Source organism: Streptomyces sp. NPDC026538, from assembly GCF_055567535.1.
In genome coordinates, this window is sequence record NZ_JBVHQG010000006.1 from 125,142 (window position 1) to 148,051 (window position 22,910).

The window sequence follows — 22,910 nt, forward strand, 5'->3', positions numbered from 1 at the left end:
CCGACGTCGCTACGGCCTGGCCGCTTGTCCCGCACGCAACGAAGAATCGGACATCAGGTCTCATACCGCCCTCTGAAAACCACCCCCCACCCGCGACCAGCGGCCCTTCCCCAACCTCAACCACGAAACGGACAAGAGCCCACGTTCCGCACTCTCACAACTCTCAGTCACCACCGTATGTGAGACAGGGCCGTTAAATTGACACACCCCGTCTCGGGTGCCACGAGGCTCATGCACCAGCTCGGCTTCAGTCCGCAGGTGCCCATGCGGCGGGTGGCTGAGCGCGACGAGCAGGCCGTGACCGCCTGGAAGGAGGCGACCTGGGCGGAGGTAAAAGAGCCCGGGCGGCCTGCGGAGGCTACATCTGCTTCGAGGACGAGGCAGGCTTCACCCGACGGCCGCCCAAAGGACGTACCTGGGGCCGGGCGCGGCCGCACACCGCAGGTGACGGTGAGCGGACGACGCTCGGGACGCCTGTCCATGGCTGGACTGATCGCGATGCGGCCGGTCCCGCACCCGGCTCTGCCACCGCCTGCGCACCCACCCCTCGGGCAAGGGCAAGCGCCGCAGCATGAGCGAGCGCGACTTCATCACGCTGATCGACGGCACCCACCAGCTCGTCAAGGCGCCGATCGTGCTGGTCTGGGACCGCCTGAACACCCATGTCTCCCACGCCATGCATGAACTGATCGCCGAGCGGGCCTGGCTGACGGTGTTCCTTCTGCCTGCCCACTCGCCCGATCTCAACCCCGTCGAGTGGGTATGGGCACACGTCAAGCGCAGTCTGGCCAACCTCGCCGTCCTCGCCCTCGACCGCCTGGAAACCCTCGTCCGCAACCGGCTCAAACGCCTTCAGTACCGGCCCGACACCCTCGACGGCTTCATAGTGGGCACCAGCCCGACTCTCGACAACACAGCGTCACCTTGACGAGCCGAAGTCAGTATTGTAAGCGCGTCGAATGACCAGCACGGCCACGTCGTCGAGGTGGTCGACCGCGATCGCGGCGTCGAGGATGCGGTCAGCGGTCTCGTCGGCGTTCAGTCCGTCGTGGACGGCTTGGGCGGCTAGTGTTCCGGCTCGTTCCAGTCCGGCTTCCAGGGCCAGGCCTGGTCCTTCGACCACGCCGTCGGTGACCATGACCAGCGCGCTGTCGTCGTCCAGGGTGAAGATCTCCTTGCGGTATTCGGTGCCGGGCAGGACGCCCAGGACTGGCCCGCCCGGCAGCTCGCGGACCTCGTGGCTCCCGTCTCTGTGTGCGCACAGCAGCGGCACATGACCGGCGCTGGTGCCGGTGACCTGTCCATCGTGCGGGTCGATGTGCAGCAGGGTGCAGCTGGCGAATCGGGCGGGGGCGGTCGTGATGAGTAGCTCGTTGGTGCGGGTCAGCACGGTTCCGGGATCCGGTTCCTGGGCGGCGATCGCGCGCAGGGACAAGCGAACCTGTCCCATGAGGGCTGCGGCGTCGACGTCGTGCCCCTGGACGTCGCCGATCTCCAGTGCGATCGCGCCGTCGGGCATCATGAAGGCGTCGTACCAGTCTCCGCCGATGTCCAGCCCGTCCCGGCTGGGTTGGTAGCGGGCGGCGACCTCCAGGCCCGGGAGGTGCTCGGGCAGCGTGGGGAGCATGGTCTGCTGCAGCGCCGTGGCCAGCTCGACGTGTGCCTGTTGCAACCTGATCCGCTTGAGTGCCTGGCCGGCCAGGCGAGCCAGCGTGCCCACGAGGGTCTGCTCATCCAGGGACAACAGGTATCCGCGGGGGTAGAGCATCGACCAGGCCCCGAGTGGCTGATCGCCGGGCTCGCTGAGGGGGGTGATCGAGATGGCGTAGTCGGAGCCGAGCTGGAGGAACCGCAGAAGTGGGGCGTGCGGCCAGCGGCGGGTGAAGTCCTCCCGATCGGTGATGAACTGCGGCTTGCCGGTACGGATGGCCTCGGACAGCGGGATCGGCTGGTCCAGCCGCAGGCCGTGCAGGGCCTCGACCGCGCGCATGTCTCTCCTGGCATCGGTGGAGATGCACAGGCGGTTGTCGTCGACGAGTGCGAGCACGGTGCCGAAGGCGCCGAAGGTCGCGGCGAGCCGGGTCAGGACGACCTGCTGCAGTTCCTGCTCCGTGGCTGCGGTGATCAAAGCGGAGGAGAAGTCGGCGGTGTCCTTGGCGCGCTGTCGCTCGGCAGTCAGCGCGGCCTGCGCCTTCTGCTTGCGCTTCTCCTGCTTGGTGTCGTCGCGGACCACCACGAAGATCCGTTCGGGGCCGTCAAAGCCCAGCTGGAGCCGACTGACTTGAACGGCCAGTCGGTGCCAGCCGTCGTGCAGGGTGTGGTAGCGCTGCCTCACCCAGGGGGACTGCTGGATGGAGGCCGAGCGCAGGAGCTGCTGGAAGGCCTCCCTGTCGGCGGGGTGTATTGCCGAGATTATTTTGGACATCGGCGCAGTTGGATCCGGGACGAGCGCGACCAGGCTGGGTAGGCCACCGAGCCACTCCAGCTGGTCCCTCTCGGGTGAATACATCCACAGGCCGAGGCCGGCGGCCGCGGTGGCCAGCCGGAACGGGATCAGCAGGCTGGCCAGGTCGTTTCGTGCATCCAGGACGCGCACCCATATCAGCCGCTTGTCACCGGCGGGATCCTTCACCTGTCGCGCCTCAAACAAACAGGTAACGGGTATTCCGTGTTCCCCGGGAAAGTGCAGCTCCCGCATCGCGACCGCATCCGCCCTGGCGGCGTGGGCCACCAGATTTTCGGCCGACATCCGCTGGCTTGCAGGCCACAGATCAACGAAGTCACGCCCCAGGCACTGCTCCGCCGGTCTGCCCAGCGCCGTGGCCATAGCAGCGTTGAGGTCGCGCACGGCACCGTCCAGCGTCAGAAGAGCCGATGGGCAAGCGCTTCGATGAAGTTCGTCCAAGGCGTCCATCTGCGGCTCCCTAGCGCATACCAAAACAGCCTCTTCAGCTATGTTCGCGCATTTTGCTGTGATATCTCCATAAAGGTGGTGTCTGACCATCTGCGGCGAGTGACGACGGCAGGAACTTGGCGGAGGCAGTTCGGTGACACAGTCGCTGAGTGCCAGCGCCTGTAGCAGCGACCTCGCTCCCGCGGAGACGGCCCGCTGCGCGGCGAGGTTGCCCCTCCCGGCACCGGACTCGTCATGCCCCACCTCCGCCGCGAGGGTGAGGCACTGCCGGCCTGGAAGGAAGCCCTGAAGTCAACACCGTTGCGTTTACTTCCGGAGCGGTTCGCGAGTCCGTGCTCGAAGAACGTGATGGCGGTATGGATGGTGTAGTTCTGGCTGGTCGCGGGGTGTTGTCCGGCGTTCGGTCCGTATTTGCTGGTGGGGTTCTTGCGGGTGCGGGCCTTGACGCGGTGCCGGTGGCGGGTGGGGTGCAGGGCGTCGAGGACGGTCCGGCCGATGGTGCCGGCGAGGTCGGCGGGTCCTGCAGGGGGCAGGATGCCGGTCGCGTTGATGACAGTGTCGGCGGCGGTGGCCAGCAGGACTGTGAAGCTGATGCGATCCATGTCCAGGCCGGGCCGGGTGCAGGCGGTGTCGACGGCAATGCGGATCAGGGCCTGGTAGGTGGTGAGCAGGGCATAGACCTCTTGGTCGGGCCCGGACAGGCTGCGCGAGCGCAGGACGCGACCGTCGAGCATCGTGGCCTTGATCGAGAAATACGTGGTCTCGGCCTGCCACCGCTCGTGATAGAGGGTGATCAGCTCGGTAGCGGGGTAACGCGTGGCGTCCAGGAGGCTGGTCAGCAGCCGCCACTGCTCGTGGCGGACGGTGCCATCAGCCAGGGCGAGGGTGACGTCGGCCTCGATGACGCGGACGGTCAGCAGGGCGGGCAGGACGCCGTAGCCGATCCGGGCCAGGTAGGAGCCGTCGGCGAGGTGCCGGGCGGGGGTGGGGATGCGGCGGGCGGAGGACCGCACCAGGAACTGCGCACCGGTGGCGTGGACGTCCCGGGCGAATTCGCTGCCGTCGAAGCCGGCATCCGCCAGCAGCAGCATCGTGCCGTCCAGCACGTTCAACAGGCGCTGCGCATAAGTGAGTTCGACGTCGCTCTCGGGTCCGAACGCGGCGGCCAGGATCGCGCGGGTGCCGTACTCGACCAGGACCACGAGCCGCAGCAGCGGGTAGCCGAACTCCAGCCGGTCACCGGCCCGTTTCGGGTAGCGCCAGGTGACCGTCGGCTCGTCGGGCGCGCGCAGCAGGGTCCCGTCGCAGATGACGACCCAGGCCGAGAGGTAGGCGGCAACCCAGAGCCCCGACGTCCGACCCGTTTCGCGAAGCGAGGGAGCGGCGCACAAGCTGGACAGTGGAGGTGGGTTGCCGTGGCGCAAAACGAAGCCATCTCGCCCGTCGAGGGTGCTGCAGTGCTGGAAGCTCTGTTCGACCAGTCCCCTACAAGTCTGCTGATCTTGGACACGGATCTGCGCATCCTACGAATCCACCTAATCAGGCCTGTTCTGCACGCAGCGCCCCCGCGACAGATCGTCGGCCGGCACATCGCCGACGTATACGACCTATCCGCACCCGGTGACGTGGAGGCGATGCTGCACGGCGTGCTGTCGAGCGGCACGCCCGCGCGGGGGCGACTGGTGGGGGTGCGTGCGAAGGGCGCGCCGGGCCCGGAGTACCTGTTCTCCGTCTCGGCATCTCGCCTGGAGGACTCGCAGGGGAGGATCTGGGGGGTGCTGGCGGAGATGCTCGATGTCACCGAACGCGAAAAGGTACGCGCCCATCTGCGCGTCCTCGGCTCGGTGCGCGAGCACGTGGGACGGACCCTCGACGTGGTGGCCACCTGCCGGGAACTGGTGCAGGCGGTGGTGCCGGACCTCGCCGACATCGCCGTGGTGGAAGTGGTGGACGCGGTGATACGCGGTGAAGACCCTCCGCCGAGCCCTCTGGAACGGGAGATACCGCTGCGCCGAGCCGCCTTCGGCCACAGCGGCGGCGACGAGCAGATCCAGGCACATCCGGTGGGTGACGTGCGCGATCTGCCGTTCCCCACGCCATACGCCCAGACGCTGGCCGACCTCAAGCCCCGCCTCGTCGCCCTGGGCCCCGACACGCCCTGGCTGGCCGCCGTCCCGCCGCACGCCGAGGCGATCCGCGCATCCGGTGCCCATGGCCTGATCACTGCACCCCTGACGCTGCGTGGCACCGTGCTCGGCCTGCTGAGCCTATACCGCACCGACCAGGCGGACATCTACGACGAAGACGATGTCGCCCTCGCCATCGCAGCGGCCGCTCACACCGCGCTGTGCATCGACAACGCCCGCCGCTACACCCGCGAGCACACCATCGCCTCGACAATCCAGCGCCACGTGCTGCCTCCCAGCCCGGCGTCGCAGACCACCGTGGAAACCGCGCACCTGCACGTGCCGTCCCAGGCGGGCGGCGGTAGCGGGTTCGACACCTTCGCCCTATCCGGCGCCCGCACCGCACTGGTGGTCGGCGAAGTCGCCGGCCATGGCATCCACGCGGCCACCACCATGGGACAGCTACGGACCGCCCACCGCTCCCTCGCCACACTCGACCTGGAACCCGACGAGCTGCTCGCACGCCTCAACGACACCGCCATAAGCCTGGCCCAGGAACGCGCAGCTCTGCCGCCCGGCGACCCCCTGCACCGGCAGCCACTCACGGCAAGCTGCGTGTACGCGGTCTACGACCCGCTCGCCCAGACCTGCACCATCGCCCTGGCCGGCCACCCCCCACCCGTCATCGCCCATACCGACGGGAGGACCGAGATCCCTGACCTGCCGAGCGGACCTCCCTTGGGCGGTGTCGAGGGACCCCCCTTCGCCGCCACGACGATCTCTGTCGCCGACGGCAGCGTCCTGGCCTTCTACACCGCATCCCTCCTGCGCACCTCCCCGTCCCCAGACACCCTCCAACGGGTGCTGGCCCACCCTGAGCGGCCACTGCAAGAGCTATGCGACGACGCGCTATACCGGCTGCGGAACGACACCCGCCACGGTGACGTCATCCTGCTCCTCGCCCGCATCCACACACTCCCCGCCGACCAGGTCGCCGCGTGGCATCTCGACCAACACCCCAAAGCTGTCGCCACGGCGCGCACCCACGCCCAACATCAGCTCACCCTTTGGGGAGTGGATGAGGAAACCGCCTACACCACAGAAATGATCGTCAGTGAACTGGTCACCAACGCCGTCCGCTACGGCACCCCGCCTCTGCGGTTGCAGCTCATCAAGGACCGCACACTCACCTGCGAGGTCCTCGACGGCAATCCCCTCGCGCCGCGGTTGCGCCACGCGAAGACGGTCGACGAAGGCGGGCGCGGCCTTTTCATCATCGCCCAACTCGCACAGAACTGGGGCGTCCGCTACTCCCCCCACGGCAAAACGGTCTGGACCGAGATTCCCCAACTCAAATCGACCACCGCGTGAGGCCCCTGGCTGTCCCACGCGGTCAACGGAGCCGCTGGCGAGGCACTGACCTGGGCCGGAGCGCGAGCGGCGCCGCTGTTTCCCGTGAGTCCCCGCTGCGTCCCAACGGAACGGGCACGCAACGGGCACGACTGGGCACGGGGCGACGCCGTTCCAGCGGCCCCCGAGCGGTACCTCAGGGGGCGGCTCCCTTGAGCAGGGGTGCCGGAATCGGGTCTCGGGAAAGGGACCGTCGGGCGCCGGGATCGCGTCGAAGGAAGGGACCGCCGGATGCCGGCGAGGGCCGTCAGCCAGCGTGGATGATCATGTCGACCAGGGTCTTGGCCGTGGCCCGCAGCCGGGACGGATCCTGGTACACGCTTTCGATGACGACGTTGCCGCGCGTCATGGTGACCAGGACCCGCGCCGCCTCGACCGGCGGGACCGCCAGCAGACCGGCGGCGTCGTCCTGGGAGAGCCGCTCGGCGAGGACGCATTCCAGACCGTCCAGCAGGCCGCGCAGCGCGGCCCGGATGGGTTCCGTCCCGGCCCGGGTGTCGGTGGCCGTCTTGGTCGACAGACAGCCGCGGGCGGGGGTGCCCGCAGTGAGGGACTCGATGGTGAAGTCGAAGAAGTCCAGCAGTGCCTGCCGCAGGTCAGGGTGCGCGAGCAGCGCTGCGGCGTCGGCGAGGAAGGCGGCCTCGTAATCCTTGAAGACGCGCAGGAACAGCGTCTCCTTGTCGCGATACGCGTTGTAGAGCGAACCACGCTGAACGCCGGTTGCGATCGCCAGGTCTGCCATCGAGGTGGCGCCGTAGCCCTGACGCCAGAAGACGTCCAGGACCTGCTCCAGCGTCTGCTTTTCGTCGAACTGACGTCGCCCTGCCATGCCCCCATGCTAGCCATTTTTGACGCAGTCGTCAAAGTTTGCAACACTGTCAAACATGACATGGCTGTCAAAGACGGCAGCCCATTACTCGGGGCAAGGCCCCCCGCCCCCACACGCAATTGATGCGCGGATCAGCGCAGCAAAGGAGTGAACCCATGACCCGCAGGCGAGTACTCATCACGGGCGCGTCCAAAGGCATCGGCCGCGCCCTCGTCGAGCAGCTGGCAGGAGAAGGTCATACCCCCGTGGGCATCGCCCGCAGCGCACCGCAGTCCTTTCCCGGCGAGTTCTACGAAGCCGACCTTTCCGACCGTGCGGCCACCGATCAGGTCCTGGACGAAGTGCTGGCCGCGGGACCGGTCGACGCCGTGGTCAACAATGTGGGCGTGGTGCGACCCGCGCCCGTCGGGCAGGTCGCTCTGTCCGACCTCGACGCGGTTCTCGACATGAACGTGCGCACCGCGGTCCAGATCGTCCAAGCCGTCTTGCCCGGCATGCTCGAACGGTCCTGGGGCCGCATTGTGAACGTCACCAGCCTGGTCACCCTGGGGCTGCCCGATCGAACGTCCTACGGTGCGGCCAAGGCCGCCAAGGAGTTCTTGACGCGAGGCTGGGCGGGAGAGCTTGCTGCACACGGGATCACCGTCAACGCCGTCGCCCCGGGCCCCACCGAGACCGAGTTGTTCATGAAGACCAACCCGCCTGGGTCGGCCTCGGCCGCCCGCTATCTGGCGGGTGTTCCCATGGGAAGGTTCGGGCGCCCGGACGAGCTCGCTGCCGCCATCGCCTTCCTGCTCTCCGAGAAGGCGGGTTTCATCACCGGCCAGACCCTGCGCGTCGACGGCGGCGCGAGCCTCGGCCGCAACAGCGGCTGAGACGATGGGGTGCATTGGCGCTGCAGGCCCCGTGCCCGTGTGGCGAGTTGAGCGTCGCACGCGACGTGCGGGGGCATCGCGGTGGGTCATGCCGCATGAGCTGTGGGCGCGGATCGACCCGCTGCCGCCGAGGAGGGAGGGGAGGTAGCACTCGCCACACGTCGCGGGTTTTTGACCCAGAGGTCCAATTAGGTGTCAGGGTCGCCCGCATGACAAGGCCCAAGCAGTTCGACCCGGACGTCGCTGTGGAACAGGCCATGGAGGTGTTCTGGCGGAAGGGTTATGCGTCCACCACGCCCCAGGACCTGGTGGACGCTCTCGGGATCGGAAAAGGCAGCCTCTACAACGCCTTCGGCAGCAAACGCGGGCTGTTCGAGCAGGCGCTCCGGCGCTATCGCGAACGGCAGACGAGCGTGCTGCTGCAGGCGCTCGAGGAACCCGGACCGGCGAAGGTGCGCCTGCGCAGGGCTCTTGAGACCCTCGTACGGACGGATCTGGCTGACCCGGACCGCCGCGGCTGCATGGCGGTGAACACGGCGGCGGTGGTGTCGCGGACCGACGAGGTGGCGACCGATCTCGTCCGCCGTGCCTTCGAGCGCAACGAGAGCGCCTTCCGTGCCGTGATCGAGGAGGGGCAGCTCTCGGGGGAGATCCCGCCCGAACGCGACTCCGCCGGCCTGGCCGCCATGCTGCAGAACACAGTGGTGGGGCTGCGGCTCGCGGTGCGCCTCGCCGATGATGCGGACCGGCCGGCCCGCATCATCGACGCGGTGATCGACTCCCTCTGACCGTCGGCCCCCCACTTCCGGGCTTCTGGCCCCTGCCGTCGGCCCGCTGACCCCTGGCGCGCCCGGGCCCGGGTCTCGCCTGCCCTTATTTTGTACTTCGAGTTCAAGAATGGTGCTTCAGTGCAACCCTTCCTCAAAACCCGTGCCGCCTTCTGGACCGCGGGCGCCGTTGTCGCCCTCGCACTCTGGACCAGCGCCTGCCCCACCATGACCTATCCGCTCTACCAGGCCGACTGGCATGTCTCGACGACCACGGTGACCTGGATCTTCGCCGCGTATCCGATCGCGCTGATCCCCGTTCTGATCGTCTTCAGCGACCTGTCCGACCACATCGGGCGGCGGGCCGCCATGCTGCTCGGCCTGCTGGCCGAGCTCGCCGGGGTACTCCTCTTCGCGTTCGCCGACGGCGTCCCCTGGCTCCTGGCCGGGCGGGCTTTCATGGGCCTCGGCGTCGGCCTGTCCCTGAGTCCCGCGAGCGTGGCCATGGTGGAGTTCAGTGCCCCGGGCAAGGAAGGGCGCGCCGGATCGGTCGGCACGGCCATCTCCTCGTCCGGTATCGCCCTGGCGATGCTGGTCGGCGGCGCCCTGACCCAGTACGCCCCCTTCCCGCTGCACCTGAACTTCTTCGTCCTCGCCGCCGTGATCGCGGTTGTCGTCTGCTTCGTCGCCGGCATGCCGCACCACACCGCGAACGAGACAAGCACCCGGTGGCGCGTGCGCGCGATCGTCATCCCCCGCGGCAACCGCGGGGTCTTCGCCGCCGGCGCGGTCGCGTTCGCGTCGTCCTTCCTCCTCGGCGCCATCGTGCTGCCGCTCGGCGCGAAGATCGCCCATCAGCTGGTCGGTTCGACCAACGCCCTGGTCACCGGCGCGCTGCTGTCGGTGTTCGCGGCGTTCATCGCGGTCAGCGCCCTGCTGGCCCGGCGCCTGGGGCCGTGGACCCTGGTGACGGTCGGCGCAGTCGGGTCGGTCGCCGCGGTGTGGCTCTTCGTCGTCACCAGCGCCACCCACTCGATGGCGGTCTTCTTCCTCGCGTCGGCGTGCGCGGGCGCGGCCTACGCCTTCGACTTCGCCGGCGGGCTGACCGTCCTCAACATCTACGCCGCGCCACACCACCGCGCGAGCATGGCGTCTGGCGGCTACCTCGCCGGCTACGCCGCCCAAGGAGTCGGGGCGCCCGTGCTCGGCTGGGTCGTCACCGCGCACGGACTGCCGACGGGTCTGCTCACCGGCGCCGCGTCCTTCAGCGTCTTCTTCGGCGCGGCGCTCCTCATGGGTCTGGTCATGCTGTCGCGCACGCGGCGTCCCGGATTCCGGATGGCTGACGGCGCCGCGGCCCGTTCGGCCCCCGTCGCGCAGCGCGCCGCGAACCGCGTCCACGAAACCGTTGACCATAAGTGAGCATTCCGTGCTACCGGAATCGCCCCAGGTCGGTGGCCAAAGCCCGGCAGAGTTCACCTTTGACGAGTTTGGGCCATTTGCCCCTAGAGACAAGTGGCAAGTTGCCAGGCGGAGCGGTTCCCATGTTGCTCAACCCACCACCTTCCCCAGCTCCCATCCCGTCTGCCGTCGACCCACACACCGTGGAGCGGGCGTGGTTCAGGGCGTCCAGGTGGAGCGCGCCACTGTACGAACGACTGTGAGGATTGATCACGGCACCGCCCGGTGGCCTGACCCACCGAACGATTGACGCTTCGGGCTGTCCTTTCGAGGAATCGTCGGCCGGCTGGGCGGTGCCGCAATGCACGCGGCCGGTCGGGCGCCTGTGACCTCATAGGAGCCCGGCCAAAGGTCCCATCACAGTCTTGTCCTGACGCCCGACCGGCCCGTGCGATCCCTCGCGCATCGCACGGAAGGACAGCAAGACTCAGCATGGCAGATCAGATCGCGGTGGTCGGCGGCGTGGACGCCCACACCCATTTCCACCAGGCAGCGGTGATTGACACCATTGGCCGGCACCTGGCCACCGCTCCGTTCCCCACCACCCCCGAGGGCTACGGCCGCCTGCTGGAGTGGATGCGCTCGCACGGTGACGTGCTCGCCGCCGGGGTTGAGGGGACCGGCGCCTACGGTTCCGCCCTTGCCCGGTTCCTGGGGGCGAACGAGGTATCCGTGGTCGACGTCGACCGCCCTGACCGCAAGGCCCGGCGGGTCAACGGCAAGTCCGACCCCGTCGATGCCTACGCCGCCGCGACCGCCGTCCTGTCCGGCCGCGCCCACGGCCGACCCAAGACCCGCGACGGCATCGTGGAGGCCATCCGGTCCCTGCGGGTGGTCCGCCGCTCGACCATCAAGTCCCGCACCCAGACGATCAACCAGATCCGTACGCTCATCGTCTCCGCCCCCGCCGAGGTCCGCGAACGCCTGCGCAACCTGCCTACCCACCAGTTGATTGCGCAGCTGGCCCGCTCTCGCCCCGGCGCGGACCTCGCCGACCCGACCTGCGCAGTCCGGACCGCGCTACGGCGCCTGGCTCGCCGCTACCAGCACCTCACCCAGGAGATAGCCGAGGCCGACGCCGAACTCAGCCCCCTGGTCGCGCAAGCGGCTCCCAGGCTGGTGGATTTGATCGGTGTGGGCACCGAGACGGCCGCCCAACTCCTGATCACCGCAGGTGACAATCCAGACCGGCTGAAGTCCGAGGCTTCCTTCCCCCACCTGTGCGGGGCAGCCCCCCATCCCCGCCAGTTCCGGCCGGACCAACCGACATCGCCTCAACCGCGGCGGTGACCGCCAAGCCAACCATGCCCTCCACACGATCGCCCTCGTGCGCATGCGCTACGACCCCCGCACCCGACTCTACGTCGCGCGACGCACTGCCGAAGGCATGTCCAAGAAGGACATCTTCCGCTGCCTCAAACGCTTCATCGCGCGAGAGGTCAACAAGCATCTGACCAGCATGAACGTCGCACAGCTGCACCTCAGAGTGCGGGATGTGGCGTTCCGTCGGTCTTGTCATCGCTCGAAGGTGTGACGTGGGGGCATCGCTGGTGGTCAGGAGTTCGGGGTTCGCTTGAGTTGTGGCATGAGCATGCGCAAGCCGTACCCGAGCGATCTCACCGATGAGCAGTGGGCGCTCGTCGAACCCGTGATCGCGGCATGAAAGGCCCGGCATCCGTCGGTCAGCGGGCATCAGGGGAAGTACGCGACGCGGGAGATCGTGAACGCGATCCACTACCAGAACCGCACGGGTTGTCAGTGGGAGTTCCTGCCCCATGACATGCCCCCGCCCGGAGCGGTGAAGTACTACTTCTACCTCTGGCGTGACGAGGGCACCGACCAGGACATTCACGATCTGCTGCGCTGGCAGTTGCGGGAGAAGCGGAAGCGATTAGCCGACCCGAGCCTGGTGGTCCTGGACACGCAGAGCATCCACGTGGCCGTCGGCGTCCCGGCCAGGACGACGGGCCGGGACGCCGCGAAAAGGGTGCCGGGCAGGAAGAGATGCCTGGCCGTGGACATGCTGGGTCTCGTCATTGACTGCGTTGTCCTGCCCGCCTCCGCGCACGAGAACACCGCCGGCATCGCCCTGCTGGACGCTGTCACCGAGCAGTGCGACACGGTGAAAAAGCCCCTGGTCGACCAGGGCTTCAAGAAGAAGGTTGTCGAGCACGGCAAGAACGTGGGTATCGACGTCGAGATCGTCGAGCGCAACCCGGACGACAAGGGCTTCGTTCCGCAGGCCAAACGGTGGATCGTGGAGCAGACGAACGGGATCCTGATGTTCTACCGCCGTCTCGTACGCGACTACGAAGACCGCCCCGCCTCCTCCCGCTCCCGCGTTCTGTGGGCGATGGCCTCCGTCATTAGCCGTCGCCTCACCGGAGCCACCATCGCCTCCTGGAGGACCGCATGAGCGAGAACCCACAGGTCAAAGTCATCCTGGAACACATCGAGACCCGCGAACGCGAACTGGACGACCAGGCCGGGCAGTTCCGATCCCGCATCGAAGAGCTCACCCGGCAGCTCGGCGAACTCTACGCGGAGAGCGAGAACCTGCGCATCACCCGCAAGACCCTCCTCACTCTCCCGCTGCCCTCACCCTCCACCGGGCCGGACCGCCCCGACATCCCGGACCACCCCGCCTACCAGCAGATCCTCACCGCCCTGACCGACGCGGGCCGGCCGATACGCGCCCGCGACCTCTGCCAGGCCCTCGACCTGCCGATCCTCCCGAAGAACACCGAAGGCATCCGATGCAAACTGAAACGCCTGGTCAGCCGGGGCATCCTCATCGAACCCGAACCCGGCCTGTTCGCCTGCCCCGGCGCCTGAGGACCACCCCCCACCCGCGACCAGCGGTCCTTCCACAACCTCAACCACGAAACGGACAAGAGCCTACGTTCCGCACTCTCAGACAGGAACAACCCTTCTCCGCCAGGAGCTTCGCGCAGCTCGAAGCAAGCTTTGAAGCCTTCGCACGGCTTCGCCCGACCGGGCGTCAAGAGCAACATCGTCTGGGCTGGTGATGAGTTTGCTGAGGTTGTGGACGGTGCCGAGGAGCTTGGTCTCGGCACCGACGGCTCGATGGCCTCGGTTGCCAGCCGGCCGGGCATAGCCACCGCGCGTACCGGGCAGCTCGGCGCGGGCGTCGTGTCGACGCGGGACAAGGACCATGTGCTCGCCGTGGACAAACCGGACGGCGTTCGCGATACGCGAGGACTTGAGACCCGCTCGCGTCAACGCCCGGGCGGCGTACGGCTGTCCCTGACCTCACGGGCGTTGAGCGTGGCTTCCCCCGGTGCGGTGTCGGCTGAACCTCCGGGGCGGGCGCTGCGTATGAATGCCGAGGGACAACTCCGGTCTATGCCACGGGACGGAAGGAGAGCACCGTGCCCACACCGCCCGCGTCCGACGCACCGGACGACCGCACCGCGCTGGAGCCCATCCGCGTGCTGCGCCCGCGCCGCACCGACGCGCTGGCCCAACTGCTCGACGACATACGCCAGGACAAGGACTACCGCGGCCACGCAACCGTGGCCGCACCCGTCCCCCACACCACGACCGACGCCAAGACGGAGGAACTCCCGCCTGTCCCGGGCGGCAAGACGGAGGAACTCCCCCCACTCGACGGCGACACCCACACGCCGCGTGCCGTAGACCGCCCCCGTCCGGGGCCAGGACAGCGCCGGGCGGCCGGGGCGATCGCGATCGCCGCGTCGGCCGTCGTGGGCTTCGGCTGCTCTCTCCTGATCCCCAGCGCTACCGGGGCCACCCAGACCCCGCCCTCGGCGAGCGCGTCAGCCGACCCGACATCGGCTGCCCCGGGCGCGGTCGGGGTCGCCGACGCTCTGACCAACCCCGGCTTCGAGTCGGGCGGCCTCTCGCCGTGGAGCTGCACCGGCAACCCTGGCTCGATCGTTTCCTCCCCCGTCCACGAGGGCTCCAAAGCCCTCCAGGCGACGGTGAGTTCGAGCGACACCGCACAGTGCAACCAAACCGTCGCGGTACGGCCGAACACCACCTACTCACTCAGCGCCTGGGTCCGCGGCTCCTACGTATACCTGGGCGTGAACGGCGGCGCATCCACCTGGACCACGTCCCCAACCAGATACGGCCCACTGACCGTCTCCTTCACCACAGGCGCCTCCCAAACCAGCGCGACGATCTACGTGCACGGCTGGTACGCCCAGGGCAACTACTACGCCGACGACATCACCCTGAACCGGGCCAGTGGCGGCGGTCACACCTAGAGCCTGTCATCTAGGCCGTGTATCGAAAGTGGATCTTGGGCTGTGAATGATCACAGTTCATGGGTCGGGGTGATCTCACGGACGACCAGTGGGCGGTGTTGGAGCCGTTGCTCCCGAAGGGGATGAGGGCGGGGCGGCCGCCCGTCTGGTCCCGGCGGCAGTTGATCGACGGCATACGCTTCCGAGTTCGGACCGGGGTTCCGTGGCGGGACGTCCCCGTCGAGTACGGACCGTGGGGCCGGGTCTACGACCTCTTCCGCCGGTGGCAGCGGAACGGAACCTGGCAGCGGGTCCTTACCGGCTCCAGTCCCTGGCCGACGCGAAGGGTGCGATCATGTGGGACCTGAGCGTCGACTCCACGGTCTGCCGCGCCCACCAGCACGCGGCCGGAGCCCGAAGGCAGGGCGGCCTGCAGAAGAAACCACCGGGCGGTGTCTTCGCCGAGCCCGGAGACCACGGACTGGGACGCTCACGCGGCGGGTTCACCACCAAGCTGCACCTCGCCGTCGAGCAGGGCCAAAAGCCCATGTCGATCGTGATCACGGCCGGGCAACGCGGGGACTCGCCGCAGTTCGAACCCGTACTGGAGAAAGTCCGCGTGCCCCGCATAGGGCCGGGCCGGCCACGTGTCCGTCCTCATCGGGTCCGCGCCGACAAGGCGTACGCCTCCCGCAGAAACCGCGCTTACCTGCGGCGCCGCGGAATCCGCTGCACCATCCCCGACAAGGCCGACCAGGCACGCAACCGCCAGAAGCTCGGCTCCCGCGGCGGCCGACCACCACGTTTCGACCCGGCCGACTACCGCAAGCGCCACGCGGTCGAGTGCGGGATCAACCGCCTCAAGAGGCACCGCGCCGTCGCCACGCGCTACGACAAGCTGGCGGGCCGCTACGAGGCGACCGTCCTGATCGCTGCTATCAACGAGTGGCTGTGATCGGCACCCGTCGCGCGACGGCCTCGAAGCAGGGCTGCGTGACCTGAAGGCGGCCGCGGAAGCCGGTACCCAGGACCGCCGGAACCGACAGACCGGCGACACCCCGCCGAACGGGCTGCTCATCCGGGGGATGTAGCGTGACCGGATGAGGAGCGACGTATATCGGGACGTGGGCGAGGCCGCCTGGTCGTGGGTGCTGGACCACGTGCGCGAGGCCGAGGGCCCATGGCTCGTGCAGGCGGTGGTGGAGGGCGGTCCGGAAACCGTGTCGCCGCCACAGGACCGCGATTCGCTGTACGCGGGGATCGCCGGCTTGGCCCCGGTGCTGGCCGAGATCGCGCAGTACCGGGAGCTGAGCGCGCGGGAAGCGGCGCTGGCGACCGGCATCGTGACCAGGCTGTCGGCACAGGCCGGGCAGCGAACGGAACCCTCGCTGTACGACGGCCTCGCAGGCGACGCGACGGCGCTCAGACTGCTCGCCCCGGGCGAGGAAGCGGTGGCACTGCGGCGGCTGGCCGCCCTGGCGACCGGCGACGGATGGAAGACCACCCTCGATTTCGAACCGGGCTCCGACGCGCCCCTCACCGACGTCATCATGGGGACCGCGGGCGTCGTGATGACGGCGGTCTGGGCGAAGAGCGAGTTCGCAGAGGCGATCGCGACGACGGGAGGCGAGGCGCTGCTGCGGGCGGCGGACCGTACGGAAGCGGGCCTCGACTGGGGCATGACGCCGGGGAGGCCGTCGAGGGCACCGAACTACTCGCACGGAACCGCCGGCATCGCGGCCGCACTGGCGGTCGCGGGCACCGCCCTGGACCGTCAGGACTTCATCGAGGCCGCGGTGGAAGGCGCCCGGCACGTCCTCTCGGTGGGGTCCTTGGAGGACGCCGGTTTCGTCGTCCCGCACACGATCCCGCCGTCGAAACGGGAGGTGGAACCGGTGACGTACACGTGGTGCCACGGCCCGGCGGGCACCTCGCACCTGTTCACCGCACTGGCGCACGCAGGGGTCGCCGAAGTGGCGGGCCATGACGTCGACGAACTGCGGCACCGCTGTATGACCTCGATCCTCACCTCGGGCCTGCCGCAACGCCTCCGTCCCGGCTTCTGGGACAACGACGGCCGCTGCTGCGGAACGGCAGGCGTCGGGGACGTCCTGCTGGACGCCGCCCAGGACTGCCGGGCGCCGCAGCGGAGGCAGACCCTGCTGCGGGCCGCGCACCGGATGGGCGATGCGCTGGTCGACCGGGTCATCAGGGATGATGCGGGCGCCCGTTGGCGCTTTCTGGAACACCGCGAGGACCCGCCGCTGCTGCCGCCCCAGACGACGTGGATGCAGGGCGCGGCAGGCATCGCGGCCTACCTTCTGCGCCTCGCCCGGTACGGCGAGAGCGGCCCCGACGCCCCGGTCGTGGACCGCCCGGACCAGTGGTGGGCCGTGCCGGCGCACCTGCGGAGTACTCGCACGGACTCATGAGCGAGTGGTGGCCTCATTCGAGACAAGTAATCCATAACGATCTCGGCCCAGGCCTTGTGCGATGCGTGGGCCACCCTAGGCCAAGAGCGGAACGGTGCAGGACCGGGTCGAGTTCAGGGGCGACCGCTGTCGAGCGGAAGGCGCCGATGCAGGCCACGGAAGGCAGCACCTCAACGGGGCCGAAGGCGCCGGCAGCCTGGTCCGGGTACTCGCGGGAGGGGGAACCGCATGGACCGGCGTGGAGGGGAACGCACGTTCAGCCTGCCGCTGGAGACTCCTGACCTTCATGTCATTGACGGGCTTGCACGGGTAGCCCTCCAGCATCCCTCCGTAGGTCGAAGACATTCGCAGCTCGGTGAGCTCGATCGAACGTCCAGACGAGAGTGCTATGTGGCTCAGTGACATTCCGACACCCTATGTGCAAGATTCACTTCCGATACACGGCCTAGTGATCTTGCTGTTGGATCGCGGACGGTAGTACGTCGCCATGAACTGTCCTACACCGGGTGGAGGTTCATCCGGCCGCTGCCGCCCGAGTCATTCCGGGGCCTCATCTACGGCGCGGCGCTCACCTCCCTTATTTGTTGCTTTGGAGACTTGACGAAACAAGGCGAACAGCAGCCCCGCCCTCGCGACCGCACCCTATGAGAAGACCGACGACTTGCATGCGGACCCCTGCAGCACCGTCCAGAGCAGCTCGGTGGCAACTGTCCGGCACCGACAGCCTCATTCAAGAGCTGGCACGATGTCCAGCATGAGCCGACCGGTAAGGCTGAAGGAGAACCTCGCATCCCGCCGTCAGTACGCGACTCTCCAGCGGGAGTCCTTTGACGGCGCGGATCTCGCTTCGGTGCGCTTGCGGTCGTTGTGGTTCACGCGGTGCACATTTCGCGAGACGGATCTCCGCCAAGCCACTCTCGATGGCTGCCACTTCAAACTATGCGATCTTCGCGGAGCGAATCTGAGCGGCGCCTCTATGCGGGGGGTCACTCTGGCGGGCTGCGATCTGACTGGCGCCGACCTGCGATCCGCGGACCTGACCGGCGCCCGCCTCGGCCTGGTTCTCACCGGTGCCCCACCCCACGGGCTGACGAACGCCACCGACGCCAAGCTCGACCAAGCTGTTCTCCGCGACCTCCAACTGGAACAGGTCATCGGCTGGCCCCTCATCGGATGATCGACTCTCGCCGAAAAGCGCGAACACGTGCAGCGGGCGTCAACCAAGCTTTGGAATCGATCATCTAAGGGCTGTCCCGTAACCGCCGGGGGGAGTGGCGGCCGAGTTGAGCGGTGCTGGTCTGGCCAAGTGCCCGGGGTGCGGGGCTATTTGGGTGGCGGGGGTGGACCGTCGGTCGAACGCGGTCTACTGCTCCAGGCGGTGCGTGACGAGGGCTCGGAGGGTCCGGAAGGATTCGTTCGGCGAACGGTCACAGTGACCGCATCGCGAACGCATCTGAATCGCAACTCCGTTCAGAACCAGGTCACTTGTGGTCGCTCGTTGCGATCATCACATTTACGGACTGACTCTCGGCTCACGGAGTGGGCCGGGTCTTGTCACGGCCGCGGGGCGGTGCCCCGGTCCCGCGGTGGGTGGTGACTGCCATGCCCGAAGAGATCCAGGCCAGTGGCAAGGTCGGCAGTGTCAGCGCGGACCGCTATGCCGAGATCGTGGCTGAGCTGCGGAAACTGGTCGAGACCGCCAGCCGGGCCCAGTTCATGATCGGGGATTGCGAACTTGAGATCTTTACCGACCGCAGGAGCTCGTGAACCGGTTCTGAACTGCGACGACTCATAGCCTACATGTCCGTGACTGCGGGTAGAGCGGTGGTTGTAGCTCGTCCGAGTGGTCTCGCGGCGGAGCCCTGATGGCGACTCCTGAAAACGACTCTGTCCGCAGTTCCGTGAGCCCTGTTCAGAAGGACCGGTAGATCCCCTCGGGATCATCGTGAGCCCATGCGGCGTACTCCTCGAAGCCCAGGTTGCCGATGCTCAGGTTGGCGTGGACGTCGTGGACTCCTGCGGGGACGGTGCGGAACTCACGACCGAACTCGGTCAGCTGCTCGTAGTCCTGGTCGTCGACGCACTCCTCCCGCGTCAGCGTGGTGACCGCCAGCAACGCGTGGCTCTCGGCCTGCATGGTCCTCCGGTCGGCGAGGAAGATAACGGCGAGGTTCTCGTCGGCGCGGACCGCGTTCAGCGCCTCGTGAACGGTCGCTCCTGTCCAGGCCGGGTCGTCTATGAAGTGGACGTGTGCCTCGTACTGCCTGTCCCCCCAGGGCTCCAGCAGCGCCGCCGTCACGTTCCGCCACGCCTGGTCATCGTCGTAGTCGGTCCTGACGACAAGGACGTCGAACTCATCACGGCCGGTGACGGCGGGCAACGCTCTCATGGATCCTTCTCCTCGGTGACGATCGGTGAGCTGTGCCCGACTGTCTCACGGGCCGTTTTCGAGGATGCGGGTCCGTAGCAGTTCGAACGAGGCTCGGCCGTACATTGCTCTCTTGAGTGTTTTCACCCCTTTCACGTGGCCTTCGACGACACCGGATCTCCAAGGGAGAGTGAGACCGGCGGTGACGGCGCCGAGGTCCTGGCGGAGAAATCCGGCGAAGCCCTTCATGGGCTTGGGTGCGTCCTGTTCGGCCTGCCGTATCCACTCCAGCAGGAGGTATCCTGCGGACGACCTGACGGCTGCCGCGGTAGCCGCGGGACTGGATCTCCAGGAACGGCCGGGTGTCGCTGACCTGGCCCTGCGCCTCGGTGAAGCGGCTGTTCAGGTGTGCCTTGAACGGCTCCAGTACGCCGTTGGGCCGGCGTTCTCGGACGGAGGCGAGCAACTGGTCGAGGTTGGTGTCGCGGAAGCGGCGGACGGTCTTGCGGTCGAGGTTCAGGCGTCGGGCGATCGCGCTGATCGTCCAGCGTTTCTCCAGCAGGCGGTGGATGTCCTCGTAGCGGTGGCGGGTGCGCTCGATGATCTGGGTGTGGGGCAGTTCCGTGGGCGGTAACGGCATCGGGGTCACCTCGGGCACGTCGGCCACTTCGGTCGCCGTCTCCTCCTCGGCGCGTTTGCGCAAGCAGTCGCGTTCCTGACACTGACCTGGGGGGATTCACGGAACTGCGGACAGAGCCCTGAAAACGACTAGGAACACTCTGCGCCCCGCTCGGTTCGGCTCTCGACGGACTGGGGAAGTTCACCGAGCGTCGCGGGCAGAGTCTCGGACGGTGCCCTCGTCCGGCTTGTCGAGAAGAGCCAACTCCTCCTCGGTCAGGCGCAGGACTCCTGCGGCGATGTTCTCTGCCAAGTGCGCCGGGCTCCTGGTGCCGGGAATGGCCAGCACATGCGGACCGCGGTGGAGGGTCCAGGCGAGCCGCACCTGGGCCGGCGTCGCATTGTGGGCGCGGGCAACGGACTGGACGCGCCCGTCCTGCTCCTGGCTTGCGGCTGCCTCGCGTCGCAGGCCGGAGACCGCGAAGAACGGGACGAAGGCGATGCCCTGCTCCCCGCACAGGTCCACCAGCCCGCTCTCGTCGGCGCGGCGCCAGTCCAGGCCGTAGGAGTTCTGCACGCAGACCACGGGCGCGATCATCTGGGCCTCGGCCACGTGCTCGGGCAGGACGGCGGAGAGCCCGAGGTGCCGGACCAGGCCGGCCTCGCGCAGCTCGGCGAGGGCGCCGAAGTGCTCGGCGATCGAGGCTGTGCCAGGGCCGCCGACGCGCAGGTTCACCACGTCCAGGTAGTCCCGGCCGAGCTGGCGCAAGTTCTCCTCGACCTGGCCACGCAGCTGGTCGGGGCGGACCGTGTAGAGCCATTCACCAGAGGGATCGCGTGCCGGGCCGACCTTGGTCACCACGACCACGTCGCCGTGCCAGGACGAGAGGGCGCGGTTGATGAGCTCGTTCGCGGACCGCAGTGGTGAGAAGTAGAAGGCGGCCGTGTCGATGTGGTTGACGCCCTGCTCGAACGCACTGTGCAGCAGGTCAACGGCGGCATCGCGGTCGATCGGCGTGCCGACGGAGTTCCCCATCATGCCGTTGCCCGTCAGCCGCATCGCGCCGTAGCCGATGCGATTCACCTCCAGGTCCCCCAGCTTCCAGGTCCCTGCTGTCGCCGCTGCGCTCACCGTGCTCCTTCGCCCGTCGGTTCGTCAGGTCCTGGAGTATGAGGCCGTCACGGTGTGCTGCGACAGGTCGACAGGCTGGGCGAAACATCACGTCCCTATCGGGAACTCACCATCGTCGCATAGCCGTTGGACTTGACGAGAGAGCGCCGGTGGCCGAAGCATCAGACCTTCTGCTGCTGTCCTGCCGTGGTCGCGGAGGATGGGGTTGCGGTCGGCGCGGCCGGACAAGACGATCACAACCCCATCGGCCGGATGGGGCTCCGATGAACGAGTTGGAACGCGGCCTGCCCGCGAGCAGAGAAGTGGATCACCCTCAGCGGCTCAACGGTGAACCTCTCCACTCACCCCCCGCTCTCTGCACTTTTCAGCCAGCCTCAGCCGATCATGGCACCCCCCGCCAGCAAGCACCACGCTCCCCGGTCGTCCAGTAGCCGTGACGGATTGTCACCAATCACGGAAGTTGAGCCAGAACCCGATCTCGTGAACAGAGCCAACGCTCCGGATCACGAGCCTCGTCCAAGTTGTCCTCACCCTCCATCTGGCCGGCTCAGATGCGGATGCAGAGGGCTCACTGGTCAAAGGGCGGGTGTGACCGGTTGTCGGGGTGCTCACGCTCGTCGTGGGCGCCAGTCCACGGAGTGGATCGTCCGTCAGCGGTTGACGCCCGGCTGCCTGCTCGAAGTGGCCACGCGGCCTTGTTCGGTCGGCGGACTAGCCTGCCGACTTCACAGTCAAGTCACCGCTCGTTGTCGACAGATCCAGGCGGTACGTGCCTGACGGGTCGTTCTTGAACGCCACGTTCTTGTCGCCGTCGGAGTCGTTCGCAGAGATCTCGTACTTGGCAGGTGGTGTGGTGACCGTGAGGTTGCCGCTGGTCGTGCGAACTTTGATGTTCTGCGGGGTGTCCGTCTGGATCGTCACCTCGCCGTTCGATGTCTGCGTGTCGATGCCGCTGCCTTTGACGTCCTTGACGTTGACGTCACCGTTGGACGTGCGTACCTTCACAGGGCCCGTGGCGTTGGTCACCGCGATCTCACCGTTGCTTGTGTGTACGTCGACCGTGCCGACATCGGTGAGTGTGAGGCCACCGTTGGACGTGCCCCCTGTCACCGCAAGACCGGCAGGCACTTTGACGATGTAGTCGACGCCGCAGTTCCTGCCGCAGCCGGACAGCACCAGGACGCCGTCCCTGACGCGGAAGGACGTGCCACTCGGCTTGTCACCGCGGTAGTTGACCTTGCGGTGCACGGAGATCGTGGAGGCGTCCGCCGAAGCGTCCACCTTCACATCTCCGTTCCTGTTGTCGAGGCGGATTGAGGTGATGCTCTGCGGCACCTTGGCATCGTCCTCGTAGGTCTTCTGGCTGAGCGCCGAGCACGCGGACAGCCCGCTGACCGTGAGAGCAGCCAGAGCCGCCGCGGTAAGAACGCGCGTCTGTGGGCGTCGCATGAAAGTCCCCCGTGTGAAGCGAGTTGAATCGTTGATCAGTCATCGCGATCCTACGCAGCCGCTCCCCCGCCCTCACTGGGGATAACCCCCCAATGCGGGGACTGGGCCCTCATTCACCACCGCCACGGCCTGGAGACAGCTTGCGATCCCAAGGTGCTGGACCGGACCCGTCCGCCAAGGAAATCCTCGGCTCCGCACTTCTCGCCGTCTCCTCTTCGTCCGGCCGCTACGAAGTCCCGCTTGAGATGGCGCGCGCCACCCTTCCGGCGTGCCCGACGGCGGTCGCGCTGGTACTGC

At 67.9% G+C, this 22,910-nt stretch carries 17 protein-coding genes and 4 pseudogenes; 13 read left to right on the forward strand and 8 right to left on the reverse strand.

The genetic code is table 11. The features are described 5' to 3' along the window. Nucleotides 1-207: 207 nt before the first annotated feature. A pseudogene (locus ACZ4N4_RS24345) lies at nt 208-928 on the forward strand (transposase); the annotation flags it as partial. Here the strand turns inward: ACZ4N4_RS24345 and ACZ4N4_RS24350 are convergent. Both ACZ4N4_RS24350 and ACZ4N4_RS24355 read right to left on the reverse strand, forming a co-directional pair. Next, a complete protein-coding gene (locus ACZ4N4_RS24350; protein ID WP_467592044.1) occupies nt 920-2,914 on the reverse strand; it encodes a SpoIIE family protein phosphatase in 1,995 nt (664 codons plus the stop codon). The pseudogene ACZ4N4_RS24345 and the gene ACZ4N4_RS24350 sit on opposite strands and share 9 nt — an antisense overlap. A gap of 38 nt (nt 2,915-2,952) precedes the next feature. Then, nucleotides 2,953-4,305: a transposase gene (locus ACZ4N4_RS24355; RefSeq protein WP_467592046.1), complete on the reverse strand. Its 1,353-nt coding sequence runs from the start codon at nt 4,303-4,305 to the stop codon at nt 2,953-2,955. 66 nt (nt 4,306-4,371) lie between these two features. Between ACZ4N4_RS24355 and ACZ4N4_RS24360 the strand changes: the two genes are divergently transcribed. After that, nucleotides 4,372-6,411, forward strand: a complete 2,040-nt coding sequence (locus ACZ4N4_RS24360) for an ATP-binding SpoIIE family protein phosphatase (protein ID WP_467592805.1) — start codon at nt 4,372-4,374, stop codon at nt 6,409-6,411. A 286-nt stretch (nt 6,412-6,697) separates the two neighbouring features. On the opposite strand, the gene ACZ4N4_RS24365 is transcribed toward ACZ4N4_RS24360, so the two are convergent. Next, nucleotides 6,698-7,279 carry a TetR/AcrR family transcriptional regulator gene (locus ACZ4N4_RS24365; RefSeq protein WP_467592049.1) on the reverse strand — a complete coding sequence of 194 codons (582 nt, stop codon included), beginning with the start codon at nt 7,277-7,279 and terminating at the stop codon, nt 6,698-6,700. Nucleotides 7,280-7,434: 155 nt separating this feature from the next. Between ACZ4N4_RS24365 and ACZ4N4_RS24370 the strand changes: the two genes are divergently transcribed. From ACZ4N4_RS24370 to ACZ4N4_RS24410, 9 genes and pseudogenes are all read left to right on the forward strand, one after another. After that, on the forward strand, nt 7,435-8,154 hold the full coding sequence (locus tag ACZ4N4_RS24370) for an SDR family oxidoreductase (RefSeq protein WP_467592051.1): 720 nt from the start codon (nt 7,435-7,437) through the stop codon (nt 8,152-8,154). 209 nt (nt 8,155-8,363) lie between these two features. After that, nucleotides 8,364-8,942, forward strand: coding sequence for a TetR/AcrR family transcriptional regulator (locus ACZ4N4_RS24375; protein WP_467592053.1), 579 nt, complete (start codon nt 8,364-8,366; stop codon nt 8,940-8,942). A 120-nt stretch (nt 8,943-9,062) separates the two neighbouring features. After that, entirely contained in the window at nt 9,063-10,343 is a 1,281-nt protein-coding gene (locus ACZ4N4_RS24380) for an MFS transporter (protein ID WP_467592055.1), read from the forward strand. 471 nt (nt 10,344-10,814) lie between these two features. Continuing rightward, nucleotides 10,815-11,916, forward strand: a pseudogene (locus tag ACZ4N4_RS24385) (IS110 family RNA-guided transposase). A gap of 51 nt (nt 11,917-11,967) precedes the next feature. After that, nucleotides 11,968-12,798 (forward strand): annotated as a pseudogene (locus ACZ4N4_RS24390) (IS5 family transposase). Continuing rightward, the gene (locus tag ACZ4N4_RS24395) at nt 12,795-13,217 is read left to right on the forward strand and encodes a hypothetical protein (protein WP_467592057.1); all 423 of its coding nucleotides are present in this window, start codon (nt 12,795-12,797) and stop codon (nt 13,215-13,217) included. The pseudogene ACZ4N4_RS24390 and the gene ACZ4N4_RS24395 overlap by 4 nt, the downstream one beginning before the upstream one ends. Nucleotides 13,218-14,110: 893 nt before the next feature. Then, nucleotides 14,111-14,635, forward strand: coding sequence for a carbohydrate binding domain-containing protein (locus ACZ4N4_RS24400; protein ID WP_467592808.1), 525 nt, complete (start codon nt 14,111-14,113; stop codon nt 14,633-14,635). A gap of 59 nt (nt 14,636-14,694) precedes the next feature. Continuing rightward, nucleotides 14,695-15,569, forward strand: a protein-coding gene (locus tag ACZ4N4_RS24405; protein WP_467592059.1) for an IS5 family transposase whose coding sequence is annotated in 2 segments (ribosomal slippage) — nt 14,695-14,932 and nt 14,932-15,569 — 876 coding nt in all. Because the reading frame shifts where the segments join, the coding sequence is not laid out codon by codon here. Between the two features lie 145 nt (nt 15,570-15,714). Next, nucleotides 15,715-17,046 carry a lanthionine synthetase LanC family protein gene (locus ACZ4N4_RS24410; protein WP_365114160.1) on the forward strand — a complete coding sequence of 444 codons (1,332 nt, stop codon included), beginning with the start codon at nt 15,715-15,717 and terminating at the stop codon, nt 17,044-17,046. Between the two features lie 13 nt (nt 17,047-17,059). Here ACZ4N4_RS24410 and ACZ4N4_RS24415 read toward each other — a convergent pair. Continuing rightward, a pseudogene (locus ACZ4N4_RS24415) lies at nt 17,060-17,451 on the reverse strand (hypothetical protein). Nucleotides 17,452-17,800: 349 nt separating this feature from the next. Here ACZ4N4_RS24415 and ACZ4N4_RS24420 point away from each other — a divergent pair. Both ACZ4N4_RS24420 and ACZ4N4_RS24425 read left to right on the forward strand, forming a co-directional pair. Then, entirely contained in the window at nt 17,801-18,223 is a 423-nt protein-coding gene (locus ACZ4N4_RS24420) for a pentapeptide repeat-containing protein (RefSeq protein ID WP_467592061.1), read from the forward strand. A gap of 425 nt (nt 18,224-18,648) precedes the next feature. Further along, nucleotides 18,649-18,813, forward strand: a complete 165-nt coding sequence (locus ACZ4N4_RS24425) for a hypothetical protein (protein ID WP_467592063.1) — start codon at nt 18,649-18,651, stop codon at nt 18,811-18,813. Nucleotides 18,814-18,958: 145 nt separating this feature from the next. Here ACZ4N4_RS24425 and ACZ4N4_RS24430 read toward each other — a convergent pair whose 3' ends face one another. The 4 genes from ACZ4N4_RS24430 to ACZ4N4_RS24445 all read right to left on the reverse strand — a co-directional run bounded on the left by ACZ4N4_RS24430 (nt 18,959) and on the right by ACZ4N4_RS24445 (nt 22,613). Beyond that, nucleotides 18,959-19,435: a DUF6924 domain-containing protein gene (locus ACZ4N4_RS24430; RefSeq protein WP_467592065.1), complete on the reverse strand. Its 477-nt coding sequence runs from the start codon at nt 19,433-19,435 to the stop codon at nt 18,959-18,961. Next, complete coding sequence (locus tag ACZ4N4_RS24435; RefSeq protein ID WP_467592887.1) at nt 19,404-20,117, reverse strand: hypothetical protein; 714 nt, start codon at nt 20,115-20,117, stop codon at nt 19,404-19,406. The genes ACZ4N4_RS24430 and ACZ4N4_RS24435 overlap by 32 nt, the downstream gene beginning before the upstream one ends. Before the next feature lie 117 nt (nt 20,118-20,234). Further along, on the reverse strand, nt 20,235-21,164 hold the full coding sequence (locus ACZ4N4_RS24440) for an oxidoreductase (RefSeq protein WP_467592067.1): 930 nt from the start codon (nt 21,162-21,164) through the stop codon (nt 20,235-20,237). Nucleotides 21,165-21,875: 711 nt separating this feature from the next. Next, entirely contained in the window at nt 21,876-22,613 is a 738-nt protein-coding gene (locus ACZ4N4_RS24445) for a DUF4097 family beta strand repeat-containing protein (RefSeq protein ID WP_467592069.1), read from the reverse strand. Between the last annotated feature and the right edge of the window lie 297 nt (nt 22,614-22,910).

Coding starts and splice junctions, on each gene's coding strand:
- ACZ4N4_RS24365 (WP_467592049.1), bottom strand. CDS start 7,279: ATGGCAGGGCGACGTCAGTTCGACGAAAAGCAGACGCTGGAGCAGGTC.
- ACZ4N4_RS24425 (WP_467592063.1), top strand. CDS start 18,649: ATGCCCGAAGAGATCCAGGCCAGTGGCAAGGTCGGCAGTGTCAGCGCG.
- ACZ4N4_RS24370 (WP_467592051.1), top strand. CDS start 7,435: ATGACCCGCAGGCGAGTACTCATCACGGGCGCGTCCAAAGGCATCGGC.
- ACZ4N4_RS24410 (WP_365114160.1), top strand. CDS start 15,715: ATGAGGAGCGACGTATATCGGGACGTGGGCGAGGCCGCCTGGTCGTGG.
- ACZ4N4_RS24420 (WP_467592061.1), top strand. CDS start 17,801: ATGAGCCGACCGGTAAGGCTGAAGGAGAACCTCGCATCCCGCCGTCAG.
- ACZ4N4_RS24430 (WP_467592065.1), bottom strand. CDS start 19,435: ATGAGAGCGTTGCCCGCCGTCACCGGCCGTGATGAGTTCGACGTCCTT.
- ACZ4N4_RS24395 (WP_467592057.1), top strand. CDS start 12,795: ATGAGCGAGAACCCACAGGTCAAAGTCATCCTGGAACACATCGAGACC.
- ACZ4N4_RS24445 (WP_467592069.1), bottom strand. CDS start 22,613: ATGCGACGCCCACAGACGCGCGTTCTTACCGCGGCGGCTCTGGCTGCT.
- ACZ4N4_RS24375 (WP_467592053.1), top strand. CDS start 8,364: ATGACAAGGCCCAAGCAGTTCGACCCGGACGTCGCTGTGGAACAGGCC.
- ACZ4N4_RS24350 (WP_467592044.1), bottom strand. CDS start 2,914: ATGGACGCCTTGGACGAACTTCATCGAAGCGCTTGCCCATCGGCTCTT.